Source organism: Microbacterium testaceum, from assembly GCF_001476285.1.
Taxonomy (GTDB): domain Bacteria; phylum Actinomycetota; class Actinomycetes; order Actinomycetales; family Microbacteriaceae; genus Microbacterium; species Microbacterium testaceum_B.
This window is the reverse complement of the sequence record NZ_LDRU01000016.1, coordinates 1-25,964: the sequence shown is the minus strand read 5'-3', so window position 1 is coordinate 25,964 and position 25,964 is coordinate 1. Positions and strand designations below refer to the sequence as shown.

General features: G+C 71.7%; 20 protein-coding genes and 1 pseudogene. 9 read left to right on the top strand and 12 right to left on the bottom strand.

Translation table 11 applies throughout. The features are described 5' to 3' along the window. From NS283_RS03410 to NS283_RS18580, 6 genes are read right to left on the bottom strand one after another with little or no spacing between them, the layout of a single operon-like run. Entirely contained in the window at window positions 1-882 is an 882-nt protein-coding gene (locus tag NS283_RS03410; protein ID WP_058595479.1) for a glycosyltransferase, read from the bottom strand. Continuing rightward, on the bottom strand, window positions 879-2,147 hold the full coding sequence (locus tag NS283_RS03405; protein WP_058595478.1) for a lipopolysaccharide biosynthesis protein: 1,269 nt from the start codon (window positions 2,145-2,147) through the stop codon (window positions 879-881). Before NS283_RS03405 ends, NS283_RS03410 begins: the two co-directional genes overlap by 4 nt. Then, a complete protein-coding gene (locus NS283_RS03400) occupies window positions 2,144-3,268 on the bottom strand; it encodes a glycosyltransferase family 4 protein (protein ID WP_058595477.1) in 1,125 nt (374 codons plus the stop codon). Before NS283_RS03400 ends, NS283_RS03405 begins: the two co-directional genes overlap by 4 nt. Continuing rightward, window positions 3,268-4,497 (bottom strand): glycosyltransferase family 2 protein, encoded by a 1,230-nt coding sequence (locus NS283_RS03395; RefSeq protein ID WP_241492178.1) that lies wholly within the window; start codon window positions 4,495-4,497, stop codon window positions 3,268-3,270. The genes NS283_RS03400 and NS283_RS03395 overlap by 1 nt, the downstream gene beginning before the upstream one ends. Then, window positions 4,494-5,690 carry a glycosyltransferase family 4 protein gene (locus tag NS283_RS18585; protein WP_153003268.1) on the bottom strand — a complete coding sequence of 399 codons (1,197 nt, stop codon included), beginning with the start codon at window positions 5,688-5,690 and terminating at the stop codon, window positions 4,494-4,496. Before NS283_RS18585 ends, NS283_RS03395 begins: the two co-directional genes overlap by 4 nt. Window positions 5,691-5,692: 2 nt before the next feature. Beyond that, complete coding sequence (locus tag NS283_RS18580; protein WP_058595475.1) at window positions 5,693-7,612, bottom strand: DUF6541 family protein; 1,920 nt, start codon at window positions 7,610-7,612, stop codon at window positions 5,693-5,695. Between the two features lie 146 nt (window positions 7,613-7,758). Here NS283_RS18580 and glf point away from each other — a divergent pair, with 146 nt between their 5' ends. From glf to NS283_RS03365, 4 genes are read left to right on the top strand one after another with little or no spacing between them, the layout of a single operon-like run. Continuing rightward, entirely contained in the window at window positions 7,759-8,895 is a 1,137-nt protein-coding gene (gene glf, locus NS283_RS03380; RefSeq protein WP_058595474.1) for a UDP-galactopyranose mutase, read from the top strand. A gap of 13 nt (window positions 8,896-8,908) precedes the next feature. Next, window positions 8,909-10,942, top strand: a complete 2,034-nt coding sequence (locus NS283_RS03375; RefSeq protein WP_193752624.1) for an acyltransferase family protein — start codon at window positions 8,909-8,911, stop codon at window positions 10,940-10,942. Between the two features lie 22 nt (window positions 10,943-10,964). After that, window positions 10,965-11,756 (top strand): ABC transporter permease, encoded by a 792-nt coding sequence (locus NS283_RS03370; RefSeq protein WP_058595473.1) that lies wholly within the window; start codon window positions 10,965-10,967, stop codon window positions 11,754-11,756. Further along, window positions 11,756-12,496, top strand: coding sequence for an ABC transporter ATP-binding protein (locus tag NS283_RS03365; RefSeq protein WP_193752623.1), 741 nt, complete (start codon window positions 11,756-11,758; stop codon window positions 12,494-12,496). Before NS283_RS03370 ends, NS283_RS03365 begins: the two co-directional genes overlap by 1 nt. A gap of 34 nt (window positions 12,497-12,530) precedes the next feature. On the opposite strand, the gene NS283_RS03360 is transcribed toward NS283_RS03365, so the two are convergent. The 4 genes from NS283_RS03360 to NS283_RS03345 are packed head-to-tail and all read right to left on the bottom strand — an operon-like array spanning window position 12,531 to window position 18,175. Then, window positions 12,531-13,496, bottom strand: coding sequence for a glycosyltransferase family 2 protein (locus tag NS283_RS03360; protein WP_058595532.1), 966 nt, complete (start codon window positions 13,494-13,496; stop codon window positions 12,531-12,533). A 2-nt stretch (window positions 13,497-13,498) separates the two neighbouring features. Further along, complete coding sequence (locus NS283_RS03355; protein WP_058595472.1) at window positions 13,499-15,412, bottom strand: glycosyltransferase; 1,914 nt, start codon at window positions 15,410-15,412, stop codon at window positions 13,499-13,501. Between the two features lie 49 nt (window positions 15,413-15,461). Continuing rightward, complete coding sequence (locus tag NS283_RS03350; protein WP_081317238.1) at window positions 15,462-16,778, bottom strand: O-antigen ligase family protein; 1,317 nt, start codon at window positions 16,776-16,778, stop codon at window positions 15,462-15,464. Beyond that, window positions 16,775-18,175: an O-antigen ligase family protein gene (locus NS283_RS03345; protein ID WP_058595471.1), complete on the bottom strand. Its 1,401-nt coding sequence runs from the start codon at window positions 18,173-18,175 to the stop codon at window positions 16,775-16,777. The genes NS283_RS03350 and NS283_RS03345 overlap by 4 nt, the downstream gene beginning before the upstream one ends. 62 nt (window positions 18,176-18,237) lie before the next feature. Here NS283_RS03345 and manA point away from each other — a divergent pair, with 62 nt between their 5' ends. The 4 genes from manA (at window position 18,238) to NS283_RS03325 (ending at window position 24,190) form a co-directional block, all read left to right on the top strand. Continuing rightward, window positions 18,238-19,392, top strand: coding sequence for a mannose-6-phosphate isomerase, class I (gene manA / locus NS283_RS03340; RefSeq protein ID WP_058595470.1), 1,155 nt, complete (start codon window positions 18,238-18,240; stop codon window positions 19,390-19,392). Window positions 19,393-19,536: 144 nt separating this feature from the next. Continuing rightward, a complete protein-coding gene (locus NS283_RS03335; protein WP_081317242.1) occupies window positions 19,537-19,857 on the top strand; it encodes a WhiB family transcriptional regulator in 321 nt (106 codons plus the stop codon). A gap of 95 nt (window positions 19,858-19,952) precedes the next feature. Further along, window positions 19,953-22,796, top strand: coding sequence for a glycosyltransferase (locus NS283_RS03330; protein ID WP_058595469.1), 2,844 nt, complete (start codon window positions 19,953-19,955; stop codon window positions 22,794-22,796). Further along, the gene (locus NS283_RS03325; protein ID WP_058595468.1) at window positions 22,793-24,190 is read left to right on the top strand and encodes a DUF5719 family protein; all 1,398 of its coding nucleotides are present in this window, start codon (window positions 22,793-22,795) and stop codon (window positions 24,188-24,190) included. The genes NS283_RS03330 and NS283_RS03325 overlap by 4 nt, the downstream gene beginning before the upstream one ends. A gap of 733 nt (window positions 24,191-24,923) precedes the next feature. Here the strand turns inward: NS283_RS03325 and NS283_RS03320 are convergent. Next, entirely contained in the window at window positions 24,924-25,358 is a 435-nt protein-coding gene (locus NS283_RS03320; protein WP_193751336.1) for a hypothetical protein, read from the bottom strand. 106 nt (window positions 25,359-25,464) lie between these two features. Between NS283_RS03320 and NS283_RS03315 the strand changes: the two genes are divergently transcribed. Beyond that, window positions 25,465-25,671, top strand: coding sequence for a DUF3499 family protein (locus NS283_RS03315; RefSeq protein WP_013583633.1), 207 nt, complete (start codon window positions 25,465-25,467; stop codon window positions 25,669-25,671). A 6-nt stretch (window positions 25,672-25,677) separates the two neighbouring features. Here NS283_RS03315 and NS283_RS03310 read toward each other — a convergent pair. Then, a pseudogene (locus NS283_RS03310) lies at window positions 25,678-25,964 on the bottom strand (RDD family protein); the annotation flags it as partial.

Here is a 25,964-nt window from a genome sequence, read left to right as displayed (position 1 = left end):
TCAGGGCAGGGCGTTGATGGCCGGGTAGGCCGGATCGGGAGCGGGGGAGCCGAGACGCCAGCCCGCTCGAACGTAGGCGGCACCGCGCCGATCTCCCTGGGCCAGGGTGAGCAGGACCTTCGCGCTGAGGCGGGCGAGGCCCGTGACGGTCGTGGCACCGCCGTGCAGGGTCAGGAAGTGGCGGAACGCCTGGCTCGAGTACGCGAGGATGCGCGAGCCCGCGCGGGAGTGCGACGACGAGACCGCGTGGGTGAGCACGGCGTCGGCGACCTCGGCGAACCCGATGCCCCGCTCACGCAGGCGGAAGCCGTACTCGACGTCCTCCCAGTACATGAAGAAGCGCTCGTCGAGGAGGCCGGCCATCTCGAGCGTCGAGCGTCGCAGGAGGACGCACGCCCAGGTGAGGAAGTCCGGCTGCTCCCCGGGGCGCGGCTGTCTGATTCCCCAGGTCAGGCGGTTCACGATCCCGCCGGCGGAGAAGCGCTGGCCGTCGGGGGTGACGATACGCGGTCCGACGACCCCGAGGGACGCATCCGCCGCCAGCGCCTCACGCAGCCGGTCGATGTCGTCGACCGGAAGGGTCGCGTCGTTGTTCATCACGAGCAGGAGATCGGTCTCGTCGTCGGCGAGGAGGACCTTCATCCCCGCGTTCACTCCGACCGCGAATCCGGTGTTGGCGCTCAGCTCGACGAACTCGATGCGGTCGTCGGGCGCGAAGGCATCCTGGATCGTCCCATCGGCCTCGTTGTCGACGACGACGACGCGGGTGACGGCCGGTGAGGCGAGGAGCCCGGTCACGCACTCCACGGTCTGGACGCGGTCGCGCCAGGTCAGGACGACGGCGCCGATGCGCGCGGTCGCGTCTCGGGGGGAGGGGGTCATGCGGTGCGGTCCTGTTCTCGTCGGGCCGGAGGGGACGCGATGTCGCGCATCGCGAGGGCACACGGTCGCCACAGCAGGAGGGTGGCCAGGCCCTCGGTGAGGGCGTAGCCGAGGGCTGCGCCGAGGGGGCCGATCACGATGGCCATCGCGACCATGGCGGGGACGCCGACCGCCGTCGCAACGAGCGTAACGGTCATCACCAGGCGGGCCTTACCCGCGGGGAAGAGCACGTGACGTGTCATGGAGGTACGGACGGAGAGGAAGAGGAAGACGAGGCCCATCGCCGCGACGAGATCGAGCCCGGCCGCGGCCGACTCCCCGAACATCACGAGGCTGACCCACGGTCCGAGGACGGTCAGGACGACGGCGCCCAGGAGGCCGAAGGCGACATGCGTGCCGAGGGCGACGCGTAGGCGGCGGCGGCGGTCGAGGGGATCGCCCTCGCTCACCCAGCTCTGGAACGCGCTCGCCAGGGTGAACGGCAGCACGCTGCCGAGCTTGAACATCTTGTCGGCCGAGGCGTATCCCGCTGCGGCCGAGGGCAGCGCCGTGACGTTCACGAGCGGCGCGGGGACGCTCGAGTACGCGCTCAGAGCGGCATCGTTGACCGCGACCGGCAGACCCGCGCGCAGGAGCCCGGGGATCTCGCGCGCGGGCGGCCAGGGACCCGGATGCCGACGCAGCAGCCGCGCGCTGAACAGCGTCGTGCCGCCCAGCGTGACGAGGATGCCCGCGATCGGGTAGAGCTCGACGATCCCGGTCAAAAGGATCGCTCCGGCGGCGAGGGCGGTGGCGACCACGCGCGGGACCGCATCGAAGAAGATGATCGTGCGCGGATCGCCCACCCCGGCGCAGTACCACGTGAACGACAGCGCGATCAGGGCGCCCTGGACGCCCATCAGCACCGTCAGCAGCTCGGATCCGGGCGACGCCACGAACCAGCACACCACCGCGAGGATGGGCAGCACGATCGCGGCGAGCAGGAGTCGCACGACGATCGAGTCACGGTACAGCCGCGCGCGCCGGTCGTCGTCGGGGGCGATCGAGATGAGGGCCGGGCCGACGGCCGTCCATCCGTAGCCGATCGCGATCGCGGCGAACGTACCGATGGCTTCGCCCGCGACCGCGCTCGCCCACCCGCCGTCGCCCGCGAGGCGTGAGATCAGCGGGAGGACGAGGAGTGGGGAGATCGCCGCGATCGCGGGGACCACCATGAACCCCACCAGGCGTCCGCGCAGCGGTGCCGGCCCCGCGGCGTCGGTCATCGCGGCTCCCCGAGAGCGCGATCGAGAACGGTCGCGACGCCGTCGGCCGTGTCGTCCCAGGTGAATCGCGAGGCCCACTCTCGCGCGTCCTCGCGCGTCGCGGCATCCGGTGGATCCGCGAGGACCGCGCGGATCGCCGCGCCGAAGGCCGTGGCATCCGTCGCATCGGCGTACCGGGCGGCCGTGCCCCCCACCTCGCGGAGCACGGGGACGTCGTTCGCGAGGACGGGAACGGCTCGCCGCAGGGCGTCGACGACGGGGAGACCGAAGCCCTCGACCAGCGAGGGACAGGCGTAGAGGTCGGCGACCTGGAACAGCGCTTCGAGCTGCGCGTCGCTCACCCAACCGGGAAGGACCACGTCGCGGGCGAGGCCCAGGCGATCGACGTCGGCGGCGAGAGGATCGGGCAGACGGCTGCCCGCGATGACCGTGACGGGCCGCTCGGCGGAGGGAAGGGATGCCACGGCCTCGAGCAGTCCGCGGAAGTTCTTGTGCGGCATCCGGTTGCCGACGCTGAGGACGATCGGCCGGCCGGAGGGGAGGCCCAGGGAGGACAGCACACCGGCGGGGTCGTCCTGCGGGCGCGGGTCGGTGCTGCCGTTATGGACGACCGAGATGCGCTCCGCGGGAACGCCGAGGTGGGCGCCGATGCTCGCGGCGGCCGCGTGCGAGACCGTGAGGACGTGGTCGGCGGTGCGGGCCGAGCGGCGCATGAGAAACGACGTGATGGCGCGCTGAGCGCGATCGGCGATGCCGCCGGGCACCTCGTCGTAGATCGCGTCGTGGACGGTGACCACCCGCCGGACGCCCCGGAACACGGGTCCGAAGTTCGCCGGAGCCCAGACGAGGTCGGCCCCGTAGCGACGAGCGAGCAGATCGGTCGACGTGACCGCGCCGAGCGCCCACGTCGCCGGGTCGGCCCCCACCCAGGGCACGATCTGTACGGCGCCCGGGAAGAAGGTGGCGACGCGCCCGCTCCCCGCGCGCCCCGTGAGGGCGGCGAAGCGGGCGTGCGGCATCCGTTCGGCGAGGCGCGGGAGGAGCTCCCGCACGTAGGTCTCGGTCCCGCCGCGTGAGCCGGTGAACCCGAGCAGGTCGACGAGGATGCGGCGCGCGGCCATCAGCTCTCGATGACGGCTTCGGGCCGCTGCTCGCGTCGCGGCGTGGTGAGGACGCCCGAGAAGAAGCTCATCATCACGGTCTGGAAGCCGAGGATGATCGTGAGGGCGCTCGGCACGGCGATACGCACCGCCTGGGCCGCGTTCTGCTGCCCGAAGTCGAGGCTTCCCCACAGCGTCACCTGCACGATGCCGATGACGATGCCCAGGAGGAAGAGCCCGAGCCCGATGAGCAGACCGCGCTCGGCGGACCACTTCGCGACGATGCGTCGATATCTCTCGCTCGTGGGGAGGAACCCCTCCTGCGTCGCGTACAGCTTGGTCAGCCAGAAGAACAGCAGGGATTGGAAGCCGATGACGCACAGGGCGCTGGCGTAGACCATCGTGGTGACGTCGAACCCGACCCCGGCGATCTCGACGCCGCCGAACGAGAGCACGGCGACGGCGATCGCGCCCAGGAAGAACGCGACCAGCCCGGGGTAGACGAACAGCCACCGCGGGGCGAACAGCAGCAGGAACCGGAGGTGGCGCCAGCCGTCGTGCCAGCTGCGCAGGTGCGGCGGGCGCGAGCGTCCGTCCTTCTTCAGCGTCGTCGGGACCTCTTCGATGCGGTACCGCGCGAGCGAGGCGCGCACGACCATCTCGGAGGCGAACTCCATGCCGGTCGTCTGCAGGTCGAGGTCGCGGATGCGCGCACGGTTGAAACCGCGCAGACCGCAGTGGAAGTCGCGGATGCCGGGACGGAAGAACAGCTCCCCGATGAAGGACAGCACCGGGTTTCCGAGGTACTTGTGCAGCGGCGGCATGGCGCCGGGGGCGATGCCCCCGCGGAAGCGGTTGCCCATGACCAGATCGGCGCCGGCGCGGAGGCGCTCGATGAAGGGCTCGAGGTTCTCGAAGTCGTAGCTGTCGTCGGCGTCGGCCATGATCACGAACCGGCCGCGGGCTGTCTCGATGCCGTTGATGAGCGCGGCTCCGTATCCGCGACGCGGGGCGTGCGAGACGCGGGCGCCGAGCCGCTCGGCGATCGCCTGCGATCCGTCGGTGCTGCCGTTGTCCGAGATGAGGACCTCACCGCGGATGCCGGTACGCGCGAGGAAGCCCTGCGCCTTGCGGATGCACACCTCGAGGGTCTCCGCCTCGTTGAGGCAGGGCATGAGGATCGTCAGCTCGACGCCGTCGCTCGAGGCGGGATCGCTCGAGGCGGGATCGGTTGGTACGGGACTGGTCAAGGCGTGTCTTCTTTCGTCTTCACCGTGGAGCGGTTCGGCAACGCGAGTGCCGATGCGATGCCCTCCACGGTGCGGCGGATGGTGCGGGTGCGGACGGCGGTGTCGTACCAGGCGCGCGCGGTGCGGCGGAGGTCGTCACCTCCGTCGGCGACGGCCCGGATGGCCCGGGCGAGATCGTCGGGGCGGGTGGTCGGGGCGACGACGCCGTTGACGCCCTCGTCGATGAGCTCGGTGGCGGCGTTGCCCTCGTGCGCGACGAGGACCACCGGGGTGCCGTGGGCGTTGGCCTCGACGACGACGAGACCGAAGCCCTCGCGGCGCGACGGGTGCACGAGCGCGAGTGCTCCGTGCAGGAGCGTGTCGAGCTCGGCATCCGAGACGAATCCGGGGAACTCGGTCCACTCCTCTCCGCCGACCCGGCGCACCTCGGCGCGCACGGCGTCGGAGCTCGGGCCGGTGCCCAGGATCACCAGGCGGAGGTCGGGGAGGCTCTCGCGCGCGGCGGCGACCGCGGCGGGGATGACCTCGACCTGCTTGTCGGGGATGTGGCGGCCGACGTAGAGGACGTAGGGAGGGTGCGCCGCGGGGCCGGGGGTCTCGACCTCGACGGCGTCGTCGATCAGCCCCGGGCTGACGAGAGGCGGACGGCGCAGCCCCTCGGCGCGCAGGCGCGTCGCCGTGAGCTGGGAGTGGCAGGTGGCGAGGGGGGTGATCGCGATCGCCGCGCGCTGCAGCAGCCACGCGATCGTCCCCGTGACCAGGCCCGAGTACTCGACCCACTGGCGTCGGTGCCAGACCTCGAGGTAGTCCACGACGACCCGGGTTCCCGAGCCGAGAAGGGCCAGACGGGCCGCGAAGACGTTGAAGATCGGCAGGCCGCTCACGATCAGCGCGGTGTAGCGACGGCGGCGGCGAACGAGCGCACGGAAGAGCGCGGCCGCGTAGCGCAGGGCCGCCGGGATACGCCGGACCCCGCCGGGGGAGTACAGGTTCAGGCGGCCCGTGAGAGGCCGGATGCGGAAGTGCTCCTCGGTCGGCGTCGGACCGTCCCACTGCACGGCCGTGAGGTAGTCGACCTCGAGTCCGCGACGGCCGAGCTCGTCGGCCTGCGCGCGATACTGTCGCTCGCCGCCGCCGGTGGAGTAGGGGAAAAGGCAGTCGTAGGCGACCGCGACCGTCGTCTCGCGCGCCATGATCAGCACCCCTCGATCCGGAACAGGCGGGCCTCCGGGCCCTGGGAGTCGATGAGGACGAGGTGCGACGAGGGTGTCAGGTCTTGGATGCCGTCGTACGGCACGGCTCCGTTGGGGTCGTCGATGACGTCTCGCCGACCGAAGTCGAGCACGTAGTCGATGCCGAGCTCGTCGACCGTGGAACACACGGCCGGATCCGTCTCGATGTCGCGAAGGTGCGTGTTGAGGAAGAGGAGCTCGGGGGACGGGGAGCCGAAGACGTGCCGCTGGGTGACCTCGCGGTCGGCGAGGGCGAGGGCGAGCGACGTCCCCGTGCGCGGGCTGCCGATGATGAGCGCGTCGGCGGGGGTCTCGTCGTCGAGGCGCTCGAGCAGGGCGTGCTCGTCGTCGGACAGGATGAGCGCGTCGTCGGTGTAGGCGTAGGCCTCGTGCACCTGGGCGAGCGCGATGCGGACGTTGGGGCCGACCACGACCGAGAAGACGGCGACGACCGCCACCACCGCGGCCGTCACGCGCGTCCATCGCGGCAGTGACCGGCGCGTCGCCCACCGTCGAGCCGTATCGACGATCGCGAGTGCGCCGAGGGTCGCGACGGGGATCGCGGCGAGGGGGAGGAGCGCGGCCAGACGATTCGAGTCGTTGTACCAGGGGTTCGTCAGCAGCTGGCGTACGGGAGAGTCGATGCGCAGGCCCGACACCACCATGAACAGCGCCACCGCGACGGCGAACACCGCGAGGACGGGGAGGCCGTGCGGACGACGGGCGACGGCGATGAATCCGGCCACGAGGAGCGCGACGACGACGATGGTCGGGCTGAAACCGCGGGGAGAGGCGAAGAGTCCCTCGCCCGCGGCCTGGGCGAGGTTCTGCCACGGCTCCCAGCGGGAGTGCTCGGCGCCCGTGCGGAACACGGCCCACACGACGGCCATGACGGCGCCGAACCCGACGACCGCCACCGCGACGCCGATCACCGATGAACGGGTGCGGGCATCGAAGGCGCGAATGGCCAGGATGCCGATGACGAGGGCGGCCGAGAAGGCGAGGAGCGAGAGGAACGCGTTCGGATGGCCGAGGAACACGCCCCCCGCGAGCAGCGCGACGAGCAGGAGGGCACGCGTGAGCGCTCGCGGACCGCGGTCGTCCAGCGCCGTGACCACCGTGGACAGCGCGGCCGGCACCATCGCGTAACCGATGAGGTTGGGGTAGAGCACCCCCCAGTTGAAGAAGAGGGCGGGGAAGGCCCCGAATCCGGCGGACAGTGCGGCGGCGGTGACGTAGGCGGTCCGCCGCTGCGCGAACAGGGCGCCGACGAGGGCCATGATCGACGCCGGCCACAGCACCGACACGAAGGCGAGATTCGCACCGTTGACGGCGACCGGCACGGAGGCGCCGGTGAGCTCGACCGCCAGCGTGGTCAGGGCGTGCCACCCGTTGGGATAGAACCCGATGTCGCTGGTCGCGCCGATCTGGAACCCGGAGGCGTCGCCGTTCTGGACGGCCAGGGCGATCGCGTTGAGGTGGACGATGTTGTCGAAGCGCTGCGCGATGTTGTCGGGGGAGCCGAACGCGCGAGCGAACATCACGGTCGTGACCGCGGCGGTCGCCGCGAGTGAGAGCACCACTGTGACAAGGGTGCGGCGCCCGGCCGGTGCCGGGTCGGCTCCGTTTCCGCGGCGCAGCAGCAGCGCGATGCCGACCACCACGAGGGTGAACAGCGCGAGGGGCAGGAGGCCCCACCGCAGCCCGACGAAGTGCGCGATCGTCGCGGCCGCGGCGGCGAGGGTCGCCGAGATCGCGGGAGCGAGCAGCAGGCGCTGCGGGTTGCGCACGCCCCATCCGGCCGCGACCACGGCGGCGCCGGGGAGGATCAGGACCAGGACGACGACGAGGTACGACGGAACGGCGCTGATCCAGTCACCCATACGATCCGTCTCCGTCAGTTCCGTTTTCGACACGTCATCGTATCCGACGGTCTCTGCGCGCCCGCTGAGCCGCCCCGTGCAACCGCGGAGGGGCCCGCGGGTAGGATGGTCGGCGTTCTTCCCCGAAACGAGAGTTGTTCGCGTACATGGATCTTCTGGTAGTCGGTTCGGGCTTTTTCGGTCTCACGATCGCGGAGCGGGCGGCTGCCGCCGGCCGTCGCGTCACGGTGATCGACCGTCGTGCCCACATCGGTGGCAACGCCTACTCCGAGGACGAGCCCGAGACGGGGATCGAGGTCCACCGGTACGGGGCGCACCTGTTCCACACGTCCAACCCGACGGTGTGGGAGTACGTCAACCGCTTCACCGATTTCACCTCCTACGTCCACCGCGTCTACACGACGCACAAGGGTGTGGTGTTCCCGCTGCCGATCAACCTCGGCACGATCAACCAGTTCTTCCAGGCCGCGTACACCCCCGATCAGGCGAAGGCGCTTGTTCAGGAGCTGGCGGGTGAGTTCGATGCGAAGGATGCCGCGAACCTCGAGGAGAAGGGGATCGCGCTCATCGGTCGCCCGTTGTACGAGGCGTTCATCCGCGATTACACGGCGAAGCAGTGGCAGACCGATCCGAAGGATCTGCCGGCCGAGGTGATCTCGCGTCTGCCCGTGCGGTACACGTACGACAACCGGTACTTCAACGACACGTGGGAGGGTCTCCCGGTCGACGGGTACACCGCGTGGCTGGAGCGGATGGCCGACCACCCGAACATCGAGGTGAAGCTGTCGACGGACTACTTCGACGAGTCGCAGCCGCTGAACAAGAAGGCCACCGTCGGTCAGGTTCCCGTCGTGTACACCGGTCCGGTCGACCGGTACTTCGACTACGCCGAGGGCGAGCTGTCGTGGCGCACGCTCGACTTCGAGCAGGAGGTCCTGCCGATCGGCGATTTCCAGGGCACGAGCGTGATGAACTACGCCGACGCCGACGTGCCGTACACGCGCATCCACGAGTTCAAGCACTTCCACCCCGAGCGCGCCGACCGTTACCCGACCGACAAGACGGTCGTGGTGCGCGAGTACTCCCGCTTCGCGACCCGCGCGGACGAGCCGTACTACCCCGTGAACACCGCGGACGACCGTGCGGGTCTGCTGGCCTACCGGGACCTGGCCAAGGGCGAGCGCGACGTGCACTTCGGTGGTCGCCTCGGCACGTACCAGTACCTCGACATGCACATGGCCATCGGTTCCGCCCTGTCGATGTGGAACAACCAGCTCGCGTGACGCATCCGTGCGTGTGACCCCGGGGTCCGAGGTCCGGTCGGCGAGCGCTGACCGGTCGGACGAGGGGCGCTGGGCGTATCGCCCCGACATCGACGGCCTGCGCGCCGTCGCGATCCTGCTCGTCGTGACCTACCACGTGTGGATCGGCCGGGTCTCGGGCGGCGTCGACGTCTTCCTCATGCTGTCGGCGTTCTTTCTCACCCGCGGCTTCGTCCGTCGGATGGACGGACCGACACCCGTTCGTCCGGTTGCGCACCTCATCGGCATCTTCCGCCGGTTGCTGCCCGCGGCCGCGGTGACGCTGGTGGGCGTTCTCGCCCTCGCCTGGACGTTCTTCCCGCCGGTCACGTGGCGCGCGATCTGGGAGCAGACCTGGGCGTCGCTCCTCTACGTGCAGAACGCCCTGTTGGCTGCGGATGCCGTCGACTACTACGCGCGGACGGAGGTGCCGAGTCCGCTGCAGCACTTCTGGTCGATGTCGGTGCAGGGCCAGGCCTTCGTGCTCTGGGTCGTCCTTCTGGCCGGGTGCCAGGTCGTCGTCCGCCGCTTCGGCGTGTCACCGGATCGCGTCGTCGGGCTCGTCTTCGGCGCGGTGTTCGCGCTCTCGCTGGCGTTCTCGATCGTCCGGACCGCGGCGGAGCAGCAGAGTGCCTACTTCGACACGGGCGCGCGCCTGTGGGAGTTCGCCGCGGGCTCGCTCCTCGTCGTCGTGCTGCCGCACGTGCGCCCGGGGCCGGTGGTCCGCGCGTTGCTCGGGTGGGCGGGGCTGTTCGGACTCCTGGTCCTCGGCCTCGTCGTCGACGTGCAGGGCGGGTTCCCCGGCTTCCTCGCACTCTGGCCCGTGCTGTGCGCGGCCGCGATCGTCGTCTCGGGAAGCGGCGTGGCCTCCGGGGGACCGGCGCGGTTGCTGGCATCCCGTCCCCTGCGGTTCCTCGGTCGCGACGCCTACGCCCTCTACCTGGTGCACTGGCCGATCCTCGTCACCTTCCTCGTCGTGACGGGCAGGGAAGGCGCCGGGATCGTCGGGGGAACGCTCGTCATCGTGCTCTCGCTCGCCCTCGCCCGGGCGTTGACCGCGGCGGTCGACACCCCCGTCCGCGAGTGGCGGAGAAGCGACCCCTCCCGGCTCGTCCCCATCGCGGTCGTGGTCGTCGCGACGGCGGTGGTCGTGCTGCCGGTGACCGCGTGGCAGGTCTCGAGTGAGCTCGAGGCGCGCGCTGTCGCGGCGCGCGCGGCGCTCGCCAACCCCGGTGCGGCCGTGCTGCACGATCCCACCCTGCCCGAGCCGCCCGCCGACGCGGTCCTGCTCCCGATGCCCGCCGCTCTCGAGGAGGAGTGGATGCAGCTCGACCGCCCCTGCACCGGCGATCGCGCGCCGACGGCGGAGATCCTGATCGGCACGTGCAACGAGACCACGCACACGGCCCGTGCCGGACGCACGATCGTCGTGGTCGGCGACTCCCACTCGCAGCAGATCACCGCGGCCCTCGTGCCCCTCGCGGAGCAGAACGGGTGGGGAGTGGTCATGCTCGTCAAGGGCGGCTGCTCGATGGGCCTCGACGAACCGGGGATGGACCCGACCTGCGACGCGTGGCGAGAGGCCGCGGTCGACCACGTCGAACGGATGCGACCGGATGCCGTCGTGACCGTCGTGACGCGGTCGGACCACGGCGAGTCCGATGAGGCCCTGCGGCCCGGCATCGACCGTTTCCTCGATCGCATGGGTGACGCCGGCATCGAGGTCCTCGGCATCCGGGACAACCCGCGGTTCGGCTTCGACATGTACAGCTGCGTCGCCGAGGCGAGCGACCCCCTGGAGTGCGCCGTGCCGCGCGCGGGCTCGCTCGCCGACGACAATCCCGCGGTCGTCCTCGACCGGGCGGGGGTGCAGCTGGTCGACCTCACCCCGTGGATCTGTCCCGACGACGTGTGCGTCGGCGTGGTGGGCAACGTCGTGCTCTACCGCGACGACAATCACCTGTCGCGCACCTATGCGGCGACGCTCGCGCCCCTGCTGGCCGAGCAGCTTCCCCCCAGCCTCGGATGACGCTCGCACGTAGGATTCTCGGGTGACCCCCGCCACCGTCGGCGCCCCCGGTTCGGTGCGGCGCTCCCTCCACTCGCTGTGGCTGCTGTCGTCGCGCGACCTGCGCGTGCGCTACTCCACCAGCGCTCTGGGGTACCTGTGGTCGGTGCTCGATCCGCTCGTCATGAGCGGCATCTACTGGTTCGTGTTCACCCAGGTGTTCCACCGCTCGGTGGGGGAGGACCCGTACATCGTCTTCCTCATCACGGCGCTGCTGCCCTGGGTGTGGTTCAACTCCGCGGTCACCGATTTCACGAAAGCCTTCAAGAAGGACGCCCGTCTCGTGCGCTCGACCTCGATCCCGCGCTGGATCTGGGTCAACCGAATCGTGGTCAGCAAGGGCATCGAGTTCCTCTTCTCCCTCCCCGTGCTCGTGCTCTTCGCGGTCTTCGGTGGGGCCCAGGTGTCGTGGGCGCTCCTCGCCTTCCCCCTCGCGGTGATCCTGCAGACGGTCCTCCTCGTCGGGCTCGGCCTGATCGTCGCCCCGCTGTGCGTCATGTTCGGCGACCTCGAGCGGACCACGCGGCTCGTGCTGCGCGCCCTGTTCTACGCCTCGCCGATCATCTACGGCGTGGGCAACCTCCCGGGTGTCTTCGCCGACATCGCGGCGTTCAACCCGCTCGCGGGCATCTTCACCCTCTACCGCGTCGGGTTCTTCCCCGACCAGTGGGACACGATGACGGTGCTCGTGGGGGCGGCGGTGAGCCTCGGCATCCTGGGACTGGGGCTGCTGGTGTTCCCGCGGCTGGAGCGTCCCGTGCTGAAGGAGCTGTGATGGTGGCCCCCGCTATCGATGTGCACGGGCTCGGCGTGCGGTTCCGGCGCAACCGGCGCGGCACGCGCAGCCTCAAAGACCTGTTCGGCGGCGCGGAGCGGCGCTCGCGGCCCGACGAGTTCTGGGCGTTGCGCGACGTGTCGTTCCGCGTGGAGCCCGGGGAGTCCATCGGCGTGGTCGGCCGCAACGGCCAGGGGAAGTCGACGCTGCTCAAGCTCGTCGCCGGCGTCCTCCTCCCCGACGAGGGCGGCGTCGAGGTCGACGGCGGAGTGGCGCCGCTCATCGAGATCACCGGCGGGTTCGTCGGCGACCTCACGGTCCGTGAGAACGTCCGCCTGACCGCCGGACTGCACGGGATGCCACGCGCCGAGGTCGCGCGCCGCTTCGACGACATGATCGCCTTCGCCGAGATCGGCGACTTCGTCGACACCCCGTACAAGCACCTGTCCAACGGCATGAAGGTGCGGCTGGCGTTCTCGGTCGTGTCGCAGCTGGACGAGCCGATCCTCCTGGTCGACGAAGTACTCGCCGTGGGCGACCGCGCGTTCCGCGAGAAGTGCTACCGCCGCATCGACGAGCTGCTCGCCGAGGGGCGCACGCTCTTCTTCGTCAGCCACAACGAGAAAGACCTGCGGCGCTTCTGCCGTCGCGGCCTGTATCTCGACGGCGGGCGGCTGCAGCTCGACGCGCCGATCGCCGACGTGCTCGACCGCTACAACGAGGACTACGCCACGCGCTGAGCCGCCCGGGCGGGCGGCCGTCGCGCGTGCGGCGTCAGCTGACGGGCTGTGCGCGCTCCAGCGGCGGCATCGGCGTCCACGACGCGTCCCGCAAGATCCGGCGGCCGTCGCGCAGCCCGCGGAACAGGTGGCTCGTTCCGCGCACCTTGCGCTCCACGACGACGAGGCGGATCAGCTCCTTGACGAACGTCAGCGCCGTGCCGGCGGAGAACGGGAGGGGCTGGTAGACGCCGAGCTCGCGGTAGTACTTCTGCAGGTACGCGCGGTTGCGCATGATGTAGTACCGGTACGCGTCGCTCGAGGCGTTCATGTGCCGGATGCCCATGTCCCACTGCTTGATCTCGCGGGTGCGGCGCAGCACGAACTCGTTCACGATGACCGACGGCGTCTGCCGCGAGGCGAGCCAGCCGTAGAGCTGATCGTCCCAGTAGATGAAGAAGCGGGGGTCGGGCAGGCCGATCTTCGCGACGATGTCGCGGTGGATGAACATGCCCTCGAAGCATCCGGAGTTCATCGGCTTGAAGCCGGAGTCGTCGAATCCGGCGGGGGCGAAGGGGATCGGGATCGCCATCGACTCGGCCACGCGGTACTGCCAGTAGAACTCACTGCCGTCGTAGTCGTAGCGCCGACCCTGGATGCTGCGGAATCGCGGCGTCCAGTGGCCCATGCGGGCGAGGCCGTCCGAGACCACCTCGACGTCGTCGTCCATGAGCCAGATCCACTCGGACCCGAGCTCGTACGCGACGCGCATGCCCTCGCTGAATCCGCCCGAGCCGCCCGTGTTCGTCTCGAGACGGCGGTAGACCAGCTCGGTGGGCAGGCGATCGCGGAACGACTCGACGACCTCGGTCGTGTCGTCGGTCGAGGCGTTGTCGATCACGACGAGGTGTCCCGGGGCGGGGTCCATGCGCTCGATGCTCTCGAGCAGACGCGTCAACAGGTGCGTGCGGTTGTAGGTGACGACGACGATGGTCGCGGTCTTCGGATCGAAGGATGCCATGCTCACGAACGCTCCTCGAAGGTCGCGCGCCACTGCGCCTCGGACACCAGGTCGGGCAGCGCCCGACGGTACTGCTCGGACAGGCGCGGCCACTCGCGCTGCAGGCGCCGGTGCAGCAGCAGGCTCTCGCGCAGCATCCGCCGGTACTGCGCCCGGTCGCGCGTGTAGATGTTCTGTCCCGACCCGTCGGCGGCGCTGACGAGGGCGCTGTCGTAGTGTGGCACCCGCCACCAGTGGGCGTCGCCCTTGCCGAACTCGACCTCGGGCTGCGCGACGTTCTCGGGCCGCGGGGTGTGGAACCAGTGCGAGAGCAGCGTGCGCAGCGTGAAGACGCGCAGACGCAGGCCCGTGGGGCTGTCGAACTCGTGCCGCTTGAGGCGACGGAACACCTGGCGTCCCCGGCGCGAGCGCAGCGGCACTCCGGAGTCCTTGTGGATGATCGTCTCGGGGTGCTTCTTGGCGATGGCGCGCGCCTCGGGCATCGCGGTCGCGAGACCGCGGCGCATGTGCGCGGGGCCGGACAGCACGTCGCGGAGCGCGCGGTGACGGAGTTCGACCGGGTAGTACTGCATCATCATGAGGTGCTTGAGGTCGAGACGTCGACTGTGCCGGATGAGGGTGCCGCCCTGCGGTGAGCGCGAGTGCAGGAGAGCCGAGACGATCCGGTTGCGGGCGTGGAAGTACGCCTGCCAGTCGATCGAGTCGTCCTTGCCGACCCACGAGACGTGCCACAGCGCGACACCGGGCATCGACACCGTCGGGTAGCCGGCATCCCGAGCCCGCAGGCAGAACTCGGCGTCGTCCCACTTGATGAACGCCGGGAGCGACAGGCCGATCTCGCGCAGGATGCTGGTGGGGATGAGGCACATCCACCAGCCGTTGTAATCGGCGTCGAGTCGCATGTGCAGGATCGGGCTCTGGCGGAGGTTCGCGACGCTGAAGTCGTGGGGGAGGCGCTCCTGGTACAGCGCCCGCCACATGAAGGGCGCGTCGTCGACGACCTCGGCCCAGGCGTGGAGCTTGGGGCGGTCGAGCAGGTCGAACATGTGCGCGCCCACGATCGTGGGGACCGAGGCGTAGCGGCCGAAGACGACCGACCGGCGGATCGACTCGGGCTCGATGCGCACGTCGTCGTCGAGCAGCTGCACGAAGTCGCTCTCGGGGCGCTCCAGGGTCTCGGTCATGGCGCGGGCGAAGCCGCCCGAACCGCCGAGGTTCGGCTGGCGGATCACCTGGAGAGTCTCGCCCAGGCGCGACGCGACCTCGGGGTATGCGGCCTGGTCGGCCACGAGGTCGGTGCCCTGATCGATGAGGAACACGCGGTCCACGACGTCGAGCACGTCGGGGGCGTCCGCGAGAGCCTGCAGCGTGTTCACGCAGTAGTCGGGCTTGTTGTACGTCGTGATGCCGATGCTCGCCTTGCCCGCGCGCACCGGCTCCTCGTCGGTCGTCCACGTCGCGCCCTCGAACATCGCGTCCGACCGGTCGGCGGCGACGTCGAACCAGATCCAGCCCCCGTCGCTGTACTGGTCGAGCACGAGGTCGAACGCGGTCTCGGCGGAATCGCCGCGGACCTCGCGGGTCTCGATGCGCTGCTTCGTCCCGGCGCCGTTGGAGCGGTAGACGAGGATCGTCGCGTCACCAGAGGTGCGCACGGTCAGGCGGACCTGACGGACGGCTGTCCAGTGCTGCCAGTACGACGCGGGGAAAGCGTTGAAGTACGTGCCGAACGAGACGCGGCGCCCCGCCACGATGCGGGCGCGGTGGCGGTCGAGCACGTTGCTCAGCTGCGCGACGTTGGTCACGCGCACCGGCTCTTCATCGATCGTCGACCACGTCTCGGGGTCGACGTAGAGGGGGAGAAGGTCGGGGTCGCGGTCGAGCGGGAGCACGGCGTTCTGCAGGGTGTACGTCACGAAGGGTCTTTCGTCGAAGGCGCAGGCCGTCGGGCGGCCGACCCGGAGTCTACCCGGCAGCGGTGGGCGGGCCCTGAACGCCCGGCCCCTCGTGCGGCGCCGGGGCCGGCGGCATCCGGAGTCCGAGGCTCTCTCGCCAGGAGCGGGACTGCCCGGCCCGTACCGCGCAGACGACCAGGAGGAGCAGACCGGCGCCGGAGAGCGTGAAGCTCTCGAACAACGAGAAGGTCAGCAGCGCGACGAGGGTCAGCGGGCCCCACGCGTGCACGGTCGAACGTCTCTCGGTCGCGACCAGCCAGCCCCGGGCGAGGGCGAGGGCGCCGAGGGTGAGGAACAGCAGGAGTCCCACCCAGCCCAGCTGCAGGAGCACGTCGAGGTAGGCGTCCAGCGCCGAGGTGTGCTGCTCGCCGAGGGCGAAGTTGAGCGACGCGAACGGGAAGGAATCGGGCGACCACGTCCCGAACCAGCCGAAGCCCTCGACCGGCCGGTAGGCCACGTAGGTCAGCAGGCGAGACCACAGGTCGGTGCGCAGGGAGAAATCGGCGCGCGCGTCGACCAGCGCCACGATCGCGTCGCGCATGCCGTAGCCGGCCGCGACGGCCGCGATCACGCCGATGCCGAGGATGAGCTGTGCGAGAGGGCGGCGCGGCGCTGAGAGGCGACGCACGAGCGCGAGCGCGAGGGTCGCGGCGCCCGTGGTCACGGCCACCGCGACCACGGTGGGCGAGCCGCTCAGCACGGCGAGGGATCCGGCCAGGACGACCGAGGCGATCGCCGTCCCCGCGCGCACCGACTGCGTGCGGTACTCGACGAGGAAGGTGATGAGGGCGATGACGGTGACGAAGCCGAGCACGTTGCGCGTGCCGAACAGCCCCTGCACGGGGCCGAGCGAGGCGATGTCGCCCTGGATCCCCAGGAACGGGATCGGAAGATCGAGCAGGATGCCGCTGAGGATCTCGAGCGTGAGCGAGGTGCCGAGGAGCCACCGGAGCACGTCTCCCAGAGCGCGCACCGTCTGCAGCGCGTCGCGCACGTGCCCGATCACCACGGCGAGGAACGACACCGCGACGAGCTCGGCCCAGCCGCCGAGACTCGAGAGGGGATCCGCGCTCCAGAGGACGCTCGCGCCGGCCCACGCGAGAAGAAGCACGAGGGTCGTGGGAGCGAGGCGGACGAGTTCGATCTCGCGCCGCCGGACGATGAGCACTCCCACGCCGAGGATGCACAACCCGAACACGATCGTCGCGAGGGTCACGTCGCCGGAGACCCCGCGGATCGCGGTCGAACCGAAGACGGCCGCGAAGACCGTGAGGGTGAAGGCTCGCGCGAAGCCCGCCGAGGCGAGCAGGGCGGGCGCCGCCCTCACGATCCGGGGCTCTGGGGCTCGCCGCGTTCGATCGCGATGCTCTGCTCGGCGGGGCCGACGCCGACGAGGGGCGCTTGCTTGATCTTCGCCCCGAAGAGCACCACGAACATCCAGCCCCACAGGAGCAGCGGCCCCGACTCGGTCAGCCCCTGCACCACGAGAAGCGCCCCGATGAGGGTCGGCAGGAGGGTGAGGGGGGAGTACGGGCGATCGGCGCGCAGATCCCACCGCGGGCGATCGATCGCGAAGAACCACGAGCGCCACAGGTAGGCGAGGTAGACGAGCGCGAGCAGGACGACCCCCACCCCGCCGAGTTGGAAGAACACGTCGATCCACACGCTGTGCGCCTGGACGACCGTCTGGCCGTGGTCGACGATCCAGCCGTCGATGAGCGGCTCCGAGGCGATCCAGGGCGTCGAGAAGCCCCAGCCGGTGAACGGACGCTCCGCCGCGCGGGCGAGGACATCGGCCCAGATGCCCTCGCGGCCGGTCAGGTCGGCTCCGCGCCCCAGCAGTCCGAACACCGTGTCGCGGCCGAACCACAGGGCCGCGCCGCCGCCGAGACCCACGACAGCGTAGAGGACGTACCACCGGGTCCGCTCGCCGGGACGCCGCGCGGTGCGCATCACCAGGACGGTCGCCAGCACCAGCGCCACGAAGGCCGCCGAGACGAGGGCGGTCGCCGACCCCGCGCGGACGAAGAGGAACGCGGCGACCACGATCCAGCCGAGCAGCCACAGGCGACGGGGAGCGCCGGCGGCGAAGCGGATCGCGAACACGATGATCGCCACGAGCATCACGGATGCCAGCAGGTTCGCGTTGCCGAAGATGCCCTGGATGCGCCCGCCGTCGAAGAGGTTGTCGCGGGACCAGTACACGATCGGGTCCATGCGCGAGGCCGGCAGCGCGAAGCCCGGCAGGATCGGTCCGCGCACGAACACGGACACCGCGAGCTCGAACAGCAGCGACAGGCCGACGATCCACTTCGCCGCCGACGCCACCGCGCGCACGACGTCGCGCCACGTGAGGACCGCACCGACGAACAGCCCCTGGAAGGTCGTGATCCCGAGCAGCAGGAGAGTGAGGACGGATGCCGCGGGCCAAGCGCTCCAGAGGACGGAGAGGAAGGCCCACGCGACATACCCGAACGCGAGCCAGGGGAGGCGGCGCCAGGCCACGGGCGGGCGGACGACGATCCACACGACGGCCGAGACCACCGCCGTCGCGACGACGATCACGGTGCTGGCGACCGGGCCCACGGCGTTGACGAGACCGACGCCGCCGAGCGCGAGGACGATGACGAACACGCACCACGCCCGCAGCAGCAGGTGCCCGGTGGTCTCGCGGACGGGAGCCGAGGGAGGCGCCGAGACCGGGTGGTTCGTGTACATGACCATGGTGGATTCAGGCTACCGTCCGGGTCCGGTCGGCGACGGGCCGGAACGCTAGGCTTTCGCCCGTGCTGGTTGCCCTCTCGAACACGCCCCGTGACTACGCCTGGGGAAGCCCTACCCTCCTCGCCGAGCTCGAGGGGCGTGTCCCCACGGGCGCCCCCGAAGCGGAGGTGTGGTTCGGCGATCACCCCGGCTCGCCCGCTCAGGTGCTCGACGGCTCGGGGCGCACTCTCGACGAGTGGCTTCCCACGACGCCCGGCGCCCCCGACCGCCTGCCGTACCTCTTGAAGCTGCTCGCGGCCGGCTCCCCGCTCTCGATTCAGGTCCACCCCTCGAAGGACCAGGCGGTCGAGGGCTTCGCCCGCGAGGAGGCCGCGGGTGTCGCGCGCGACGCCGGCTCGCGCAACTACAAGGACGACAACCACAAGCCCGAGGTCATCGTCGCCCTCAGTGACACCTTCACCGCGCTCGCAGGCTTGCGCGACCTCGATCAGACGCGGCGCCTCGTCGACGCGCTCGGCGACGACGAGGGCGTCCGGGAGCTCCGGCAGCGCCTCGCGGACGTCGACCCGGCCTCGGCCCTGCGCGCGGCGATCGGCTGGGCGCTCGGTGAGGCGAGCACGCCGCAGATCGAGCAGATCGTGGAGGCCGCGGCATCCGTGACCTCCGCGGAGTTCGCCGCCGAGGCGGCCCTCGTCCGCCACCTCCGCGCCGAGTACCCGGGGGACCCCGGCATCGTCGTGGCGCTGCTCATGAACCTCGTCGAGCTGCGCCGCGGCGAGGCGATCTTCGTTCCGGCCGGCGTGCTCCACGCGTACGTCGCGGGCCTGGGGGTGGAGATCATGGCGGCGAGCGACAACGTCCTGCGCGGAGGCCTGACTCCCAAGCACATCGACGTCGCCGAGCTGCTCGGCCTCGTCGACTTCCGCCCGGCGGCGCCGCCGCGCCTGGAGCCGCGAGCGGACGACTCCGGTGTCGAGCTCTTCGCCCCGGGCATCGCCGACTTCGCCCTCGCGCACGTCGCACCGTCGGCGGCACCGGCGCGGGTCGCCCTGCGCGGTGTCTCGATCGCGGTGGGTGTGTCGGGGGAGGCGACCGTCACCGGTGCGTCCGGGACGAGTGTCGCGCTCGCGCCCGGCCAGGCGGCGCTCGCCACGGCGGACGAGGGCCCCCTCGTCGTCAGCGGCGGTGAGGTGTTCGTCGCGATGCCGGGGGAGTGAGCCGCGACACGCCGATGGCCCGCGTGAAGGTTCAGGTCTGCCTTGAGGGTTTACGATCCGCGACTTGACCAATCCGAATGACACAGGTGTAATTACTCGTACGCGAATCCGCGTCACGAGGGCTCGACTGTGGGGGAGGACGACATGACGTCGCAGTACCGGTCCGGTGTTCCGGACAACTGGTTCGTCGATCCGATCGACCTCGGTGTCCCCGGCGTACGTCGCGACATCGACGCCGTCGAAGAGAACACGCTCGCGTGGCAGACCGATGCGCTCTGCGCGCAGACCGACCCCGAGGCGTTCTTCCCCGAGAAGGGTGGCTCCACGCGCGACGCGAAGCGCATCTGCACCTCGTGCGACGTCAAGTCCGAGTGCCTCGAGTACGCCCTCCAGAACGACGAGCGTTTCGGGATCTGGGGCGGTCTCAGCGAGCGCGAGCGTCGCAAGCTGAAGCGCCGCGCCTGATCCGTCGTCCGACGCGACGGTCCTTCCCGGGCGATCGCCCTCACCCCGGCGCGGCGTCCGCGAACGTGCGGGAGCGCGCTTAGGCTGACTGCGCCATGCCCGCCCGTGTTCACGCCATCCTCGTCGTCCGCCCTGAGGGCCGGACTCCCGCCGCGCACCATCTGAAGCGCACGCTCGCGGCGATCTCCGCGCAGAGCCGACCCGTCGATGCGCTCACCATCGTCCTGTGCGGGGCCGATCCCGAGCTGACGCAACTGGCCGCGTCATCCGGTGCCGAAGGCGTCATCACCGCCTCGGCCGGAACTCCGTTCGCCGTCGCCACCGCCCTGGCCACCCCGCGGCTCACGGGCGATGCGGTCTGGCTCCTCGCCCAGGACACGGCCCCCGAACCCGACGCCCTCGTCCGGCTCGCGGGGGCGCTCGAGCTCTCGCCGTCGCTCGCGGTCGCGGCTCCCAAGCTCGTCCGCTGGGACGAGCCGGAGGAGATCGTCTCCCTCGGTATCAGCCTCACGCGCCACGGGCGCACGGTCGAGCTGGCGGCGGGCGAGTTCGACCAGGGCCAGCACGACGGCGACGCCGACGTCCTCGGCGCGGACGTCCGCGGACTGCTGATCCGCCGCGAGTCCTGGACGGCGCTGGGCGGTCTCGACCCCGCCCTCGGCGGTGCCGACGAAGGCGTCGATCTGGGCGTCCGCGCCCGCCTGGCCGGCGACCGCGTCTCCCTCGTACCCGCGGCGCGCGTCGCGGTCGCCGGGGACGGCGTTGCGGCGATGGCCCGCGGACGCCGCCGCGCGCGCCGGCGTGCATTCGCCGAGCGGACCGCGCAGCTGCACCGCCGTCTCGTCTACGCACCGGCGGCGGCCGTCCCGTTGCACTGGCTGTCCTTCCTCCCGCTGGCGCTGTGGCGCACGATCCTCCACCTCATCGGGAAGGTGCCCTACCGCGTGCTCCCCGAGTGGGGTGCGACGATCCTCGTCATGGCCCGCGTCGCAGCCGTGGCGCGCGCGCGGCGCCGGATCCGCGCCGTCCGCTCGGTCGGCTGGTCCCGTATCGCCCCCCTGCGCGTCTCGCGCTCCGAGATGCGGCTGCGGTGGGAGGCCGCGGACGCCGGTGTCACCGATGCCCCGGTCCGCTCCGAACTGCGCTTCTTCGTCGGCGGAGGCGCGTGGGCCGTGCTCGGCGCGCTCGCGGTCTCGGCCGCGCTCTTCTTCCCGCTGCTGGCCTGGCCCGTGCTGGGAGGCGGCGCTCTCGCGCCCCTGCGCGCCACGGTGACGCAGCTGTGGCAGGACGCCGCGTGGGGCGAGCGCCCCCTGGGCCTGGATGCCATCGGCCCGGCCGATCCGTTCTCCGCGATCATCGCGGTCATCGGCACGCTGTCGCCCGGCGACCCTTCGCGCGCCCTCGTCGTGCTGTGGGTCCTCGCGCTCCCGCTCGCCGTCCTCGGCGGGTGGTTCGCCGCGACGCGCGTCACCGAGTCGTCGCTGCTGCGCATCACCGCCGCGGTCGCGTGGGCGCTCGCCCCGACGTTCCTCGCCGCGATCGTCGAGGGCCGCCCCGCCGCCCTGATCGCCCACCTGCTCCTGCCCTGGCTTTTCTACGCCGCGAGCGTCGCCCATCGGGCCTGGGCACCGGCGGGAGCGGCCTCCGTTCTGCTCGTTCTCGTGCTCGCGTGCGCGCCGTCACTCGCCCCCGCCGTCGTCGTGCTGTGGTCCGCGGCCCTCGTGGTCGTGGCTCTCGTCGCCGGCCGCGGGGTGGCACGCGTCGTCTGGCTCGTCGTGCCCTCGATCGTGGTGTTCGCGCCCCTCGTGTGGACGCAGGTGCGCACCGGGAACCCCTGGGGGCTGCTCGCCGACCCCGGCATCCCCTACGCGGGCAACGAGGTCTCGGCCGACCCGCTGGGGCGCGCGCTCCTCGCCGCGGGCTTTCCCAGCTCGGATCCCGGCGGATGGGCGAGCGTCATCGACGGCCCCGTCTGGTGGGTCGGCCTTCTGATCGCGCCGCTCGCCGTCCTCGCCCTGCTGGCCGTCCTCACCCCGCGCTGGGTGACCGCGTCGGCCCTGCTCATCATCGCGGCCGTGGGCCTCGCGACGGCTTTCGCGGCGGTCGGGGTCGCCGTGTCGTTCGACCACGGCACGGCGGTGCCGCTCTGGCCCGGCGCGGGCCTCAGCCTCGCGTGGCTCGGCGTGGTCGGCAGCGCGATGGTCGCTCTGGATGCCGGGATCGTCGATCGCGTGCGCGTGCTCCGGCCGATCGGCGCTCTCGTGACCCTCGCGGCGCTGCTCGTCGCCGTGAGCCCCGCGCTCACGGCATCCCTGGATCAATCGAACCCGCGCTCGGTGCTCACCAACGGTCCGACCTCGACGCTTCCGGCCTTCGTCGCCGCGGAAGGGAGAGGCTCGACCGCGATCGGCACGATCGTGCTCGACCCGCGCGCCGACGGTCTGCGCGTGGACGTCGTGTGGGGCGGGAGCGCCACCGTGGGCGGGCAGAGTACGGTCCAGGCGACGCGCATCGAGGCGCAGCCCGCCGACCGCGAGCTCGCCGCGTTGGCCGCCGACCTCACCACCCCCTCGTCGGACGATGCCATCGAGCGCCTGGGGGAGCGGGGCATCGGATTCGTCCTGCTCCAGTCCGCCTCGGCCGGCGAGAACGACGTCATCCGCGGCGCGCGCCTCGCGGCCGCGACGTCGCTCGACCAGCGCGACGCGCTCGACGGCGTCGGCACCACCTCGCGCGGCGACCTGTGGCGCGTGACCGCGCCCGTGCAGCCGCGGGCACCGCTCGACGACCACCAGGCGCGTCTGCAGAGCCTCGTGACCTTCGGGTCGCTGGGCGTCCTCCTGGTCGCCCTGCTGCTGGCCGTGCCCACCGGTGCCTCCCGCCGGGTCGCGCGCCGCACGCCCCGCATCGTGGGCCCGAACCCGGGAGGAAGCCGATGACCAGCGACCGCCGACTCGTCCGCTGGGCGACGACCAGCGCCCGCGTCGTCGCCGGATCCGTCGTGGCCGGTGCGGTCGTAGTGGGGACTGTTGCCGGGATCGCCGCGCCCTGGCCGACACTCACCGCGAGCCCTGTCCGCATCGAGGCCACGCCCGCCGCGTCCGACACCGTGCTCGCGTGCGACGGTCCGCTGCTGGCGCTCGGGCGCAGCGCCGAACAGGCGGGCGCGCTCAGTGCGGCCGCACCCCAGCAGGTCGTGAGCGGACCGGCCGACAGCGGCGCGGTCGACAGCGCACTGACCGGATCCACCGGCGACGGCTCGGGTGATGCGACGGCGCTTCGCGCCCAACCTCTCGGCGGGGCGCCCGCGCCGCTCGCCGCCGCGGGCTCTGCGACGGCGACCTCGGAAGACCTCATCGGGTTCGCGGCATCCGCGTGCCGTCCTCCGCTGGCCGAGTCCTGGCTGGTCGCCGGCGCGACGACGACCGGGGCGAACGATCTCGTCGTCCTGGGCAACCCCGGCGATGTGCCCGCGACCGTGCAACTGTCCGTCTACGGAGCCCAGGGTGTCTCGACGCCCCCGGGCGGCAGCAACCTCGTCGTGGCGCCGGGGACGCAGCGCGTGGTGCCGTTGGCCGGCCTTCTGCTCGGCGAGGAGAGCCCAGTCGTGCGTGTCACGGCGTCGGGTGCCCCCGTGCGCGCCTCGCTGCAGGCGAGCCTCACGCGTCTGCTCCTTCCGGGCGGCGTCGACCAGGCCGCCCCCTCCGCCCAGGCGGACACGCACCTGGTCATCCCCGGCGTGCAGATCCTGACGGCGGGCGGCGGCGACGCGGGGACCGTCCTGCGGCTCCTCGCCCCCGGTGCCGCAGCCACCGCGACCGTGACGCTCGTCCCGGTGGGCACGGCGACCCCGGGCACGCCGCGCACCGTTCCGCTCGAGGCCGGCAAGCCGACCTCGCTCGACCTGTCGGGGGTGGACCTCGGCGCGTACGCGGTCGACATCACCGCCGACCAGCCCGTGGTCGCCGGCGCATGGTCGACGACGGGGTTCGGCCAGGGCGCCGACTTCGCGTGGTACAGCCCCGCCCCCCGGATCTCGGTGCCCAGTGCGGTGGCGGTGGCGGCGGGCGCCGGTGCCGCACTCGTGCTCACGGCGGACGCCGGCAGCGGCGACGCCACGGTCACGCTCACCCCGGCCGACGGCAGCGCACCGCTGACCCTCGCCGTGCCCGACGGGGGCACCGTCTCGACAGCCGTCGCGGCGGGCGTCTACACGCTCGAGGCGAGCACTCCCGTGCGGGGCGCGGTGACGTACTCGTCGACCGGTGCCCTCGCGGGGTACCCGCTGTGGCCGGCGAACACCGCCGAGTCGGCGGTGACCGTCCTGCCGTAGGCCTGGCGTTCCGCGGCTGCGCGCGGCGTGGCTACGCGCGCGTGGTTACGCGCGGCGTGGCTACGCGCGCGTGGTTGCGCGCGGCGTGGGCGGCGGTGCGCGCGGCGGGGCGGCGGTGCGCGCAGGTCGCGTCGCGGCCCGCGCGCATAAACGCGATCCACTCGCATAAACGCGAGGAGCCCGTGTTTTCGTGAGCGAATCGCGTTTATGCGTGAGGGCGGGGGCCCGGCGGGGGCATGGCTCGGGTCGCGCGACGCGAAGGGTGCCTGGGGCGGGTCGGCGTCGTGGCGGGTGACCATAAACGCGATCCACTCGCATAAACGCGAGGAGCACGTGTTTCTGTGCGCCAATCGTGTTTATGCGTGCGGGTGGCGCGGTCGGGGGCGCATCGGCCTCGGGAGTGGCGGGCGACGGATGCCACAGACGTTGCGGCTGCGTCAGCGTGCGTTCCCGGCTTCCCGGCGCGGAGCGCTTCCCTGCGCCGGGCGGTTCTCCCGCGTTCGAGCGCGTTGGCGTCGCGGCAGGCGCCCCGTAAACGCGATCCACTCGCATAAACGCGGGGAGCACGTGTTTCTGTTCGCGAATCGCGTTTATGCGTGAGGGTGGGCCGGTCAGCGCCGAGCACGCGTGGGGCATGGGCCAGTCCGGCGCGGGTTCCTGGGGCAGCGCGGGGACGCGTGGTCCGGCGCGCGCGGGGCCCGCGGCGGCACCCGGAGCGCGCGGCCGCGCCGGGTCAGAAGTAGCGGAAGCGCTCGGGGCCGAGGTCCCACGGGTCGCGGTCGAGGTACTCGGCGGCGGCGCGGAAGACAGCACCCTCGATCATCATGCGGCGGTGCAGGTCGTCGTCGTGATGGGGGTGGCCGAGCCGCTCGATCGGGACGCGGTAGAGGATGATGCGCTTCTCATCGCGCAGAACCGTCCATCGAGGGATGCCATCGGTGGCGGCCGGGGGCATGATGCCGATCTCGAACGAGACCTCCCGCAGCTCGCTCCAGGCCGAGCGGAGGAACTCCGCCGCGGCGCCGACGGCGACGTCGAAACGTTCGACCCGGGTGTCGATCGGGGGGAGCGGCGGACGAACGACCGGGCTGCGGTTCTCGCGGCCGTGTCGGCCATGGCGAGACGGGCGGGCGACCGGCCGGGCTTCGCGGGTTCGTCGACGCACCATGCGCCCATCCTACGTTCGCCCGGCACGGCGAGGCCCTCGGTCGGGGTGGGCTCACGACGGCGCGGCGCGTCGGCGCCGGAGTGACGGCGGGCTAGTGTTGCCCGCGATGCGCGACAGACTCTGCTCGAAGGTGGGATGCGCCCGCGAGGCGATGAGCACGCTCACCTACGACTACGGCGACCAGATGGCCGCCCTGGGCCCGCTGGGGCGTGTCGACGACCCGCACGCCCACGACCTCTGCGCGATCCACGCCGACCGGCTCTCGGTGCCGCGCGGCTGGGTCGTCGTGCGCCACGAGACGCTGCGGGCCTGACGCCCCTCAGCGGTCGGTGAGCGCGGCCGCCCGCTCGCGCTCGATCACGAGCGCCCGGTACTCGCGATCGCGCCGCACCGCGGCGACCGCGCGGACGAACGCCTCGGGCTCGGCCGGCGGCCGCGGCGAGACTAACGGGGCGACCGCATCGGCCAGCGAGGCCGCGAGACGGACCCGCGCGGCAGGGTCGAGCACGTCGGCGCCCCGGACGAACTGCGACACCCGGGCGGCGAGACGATCGGGCAGGCGCGAGACGTCGGCCACCTGCGCCCACGACTCCCACCCTGCCGGAA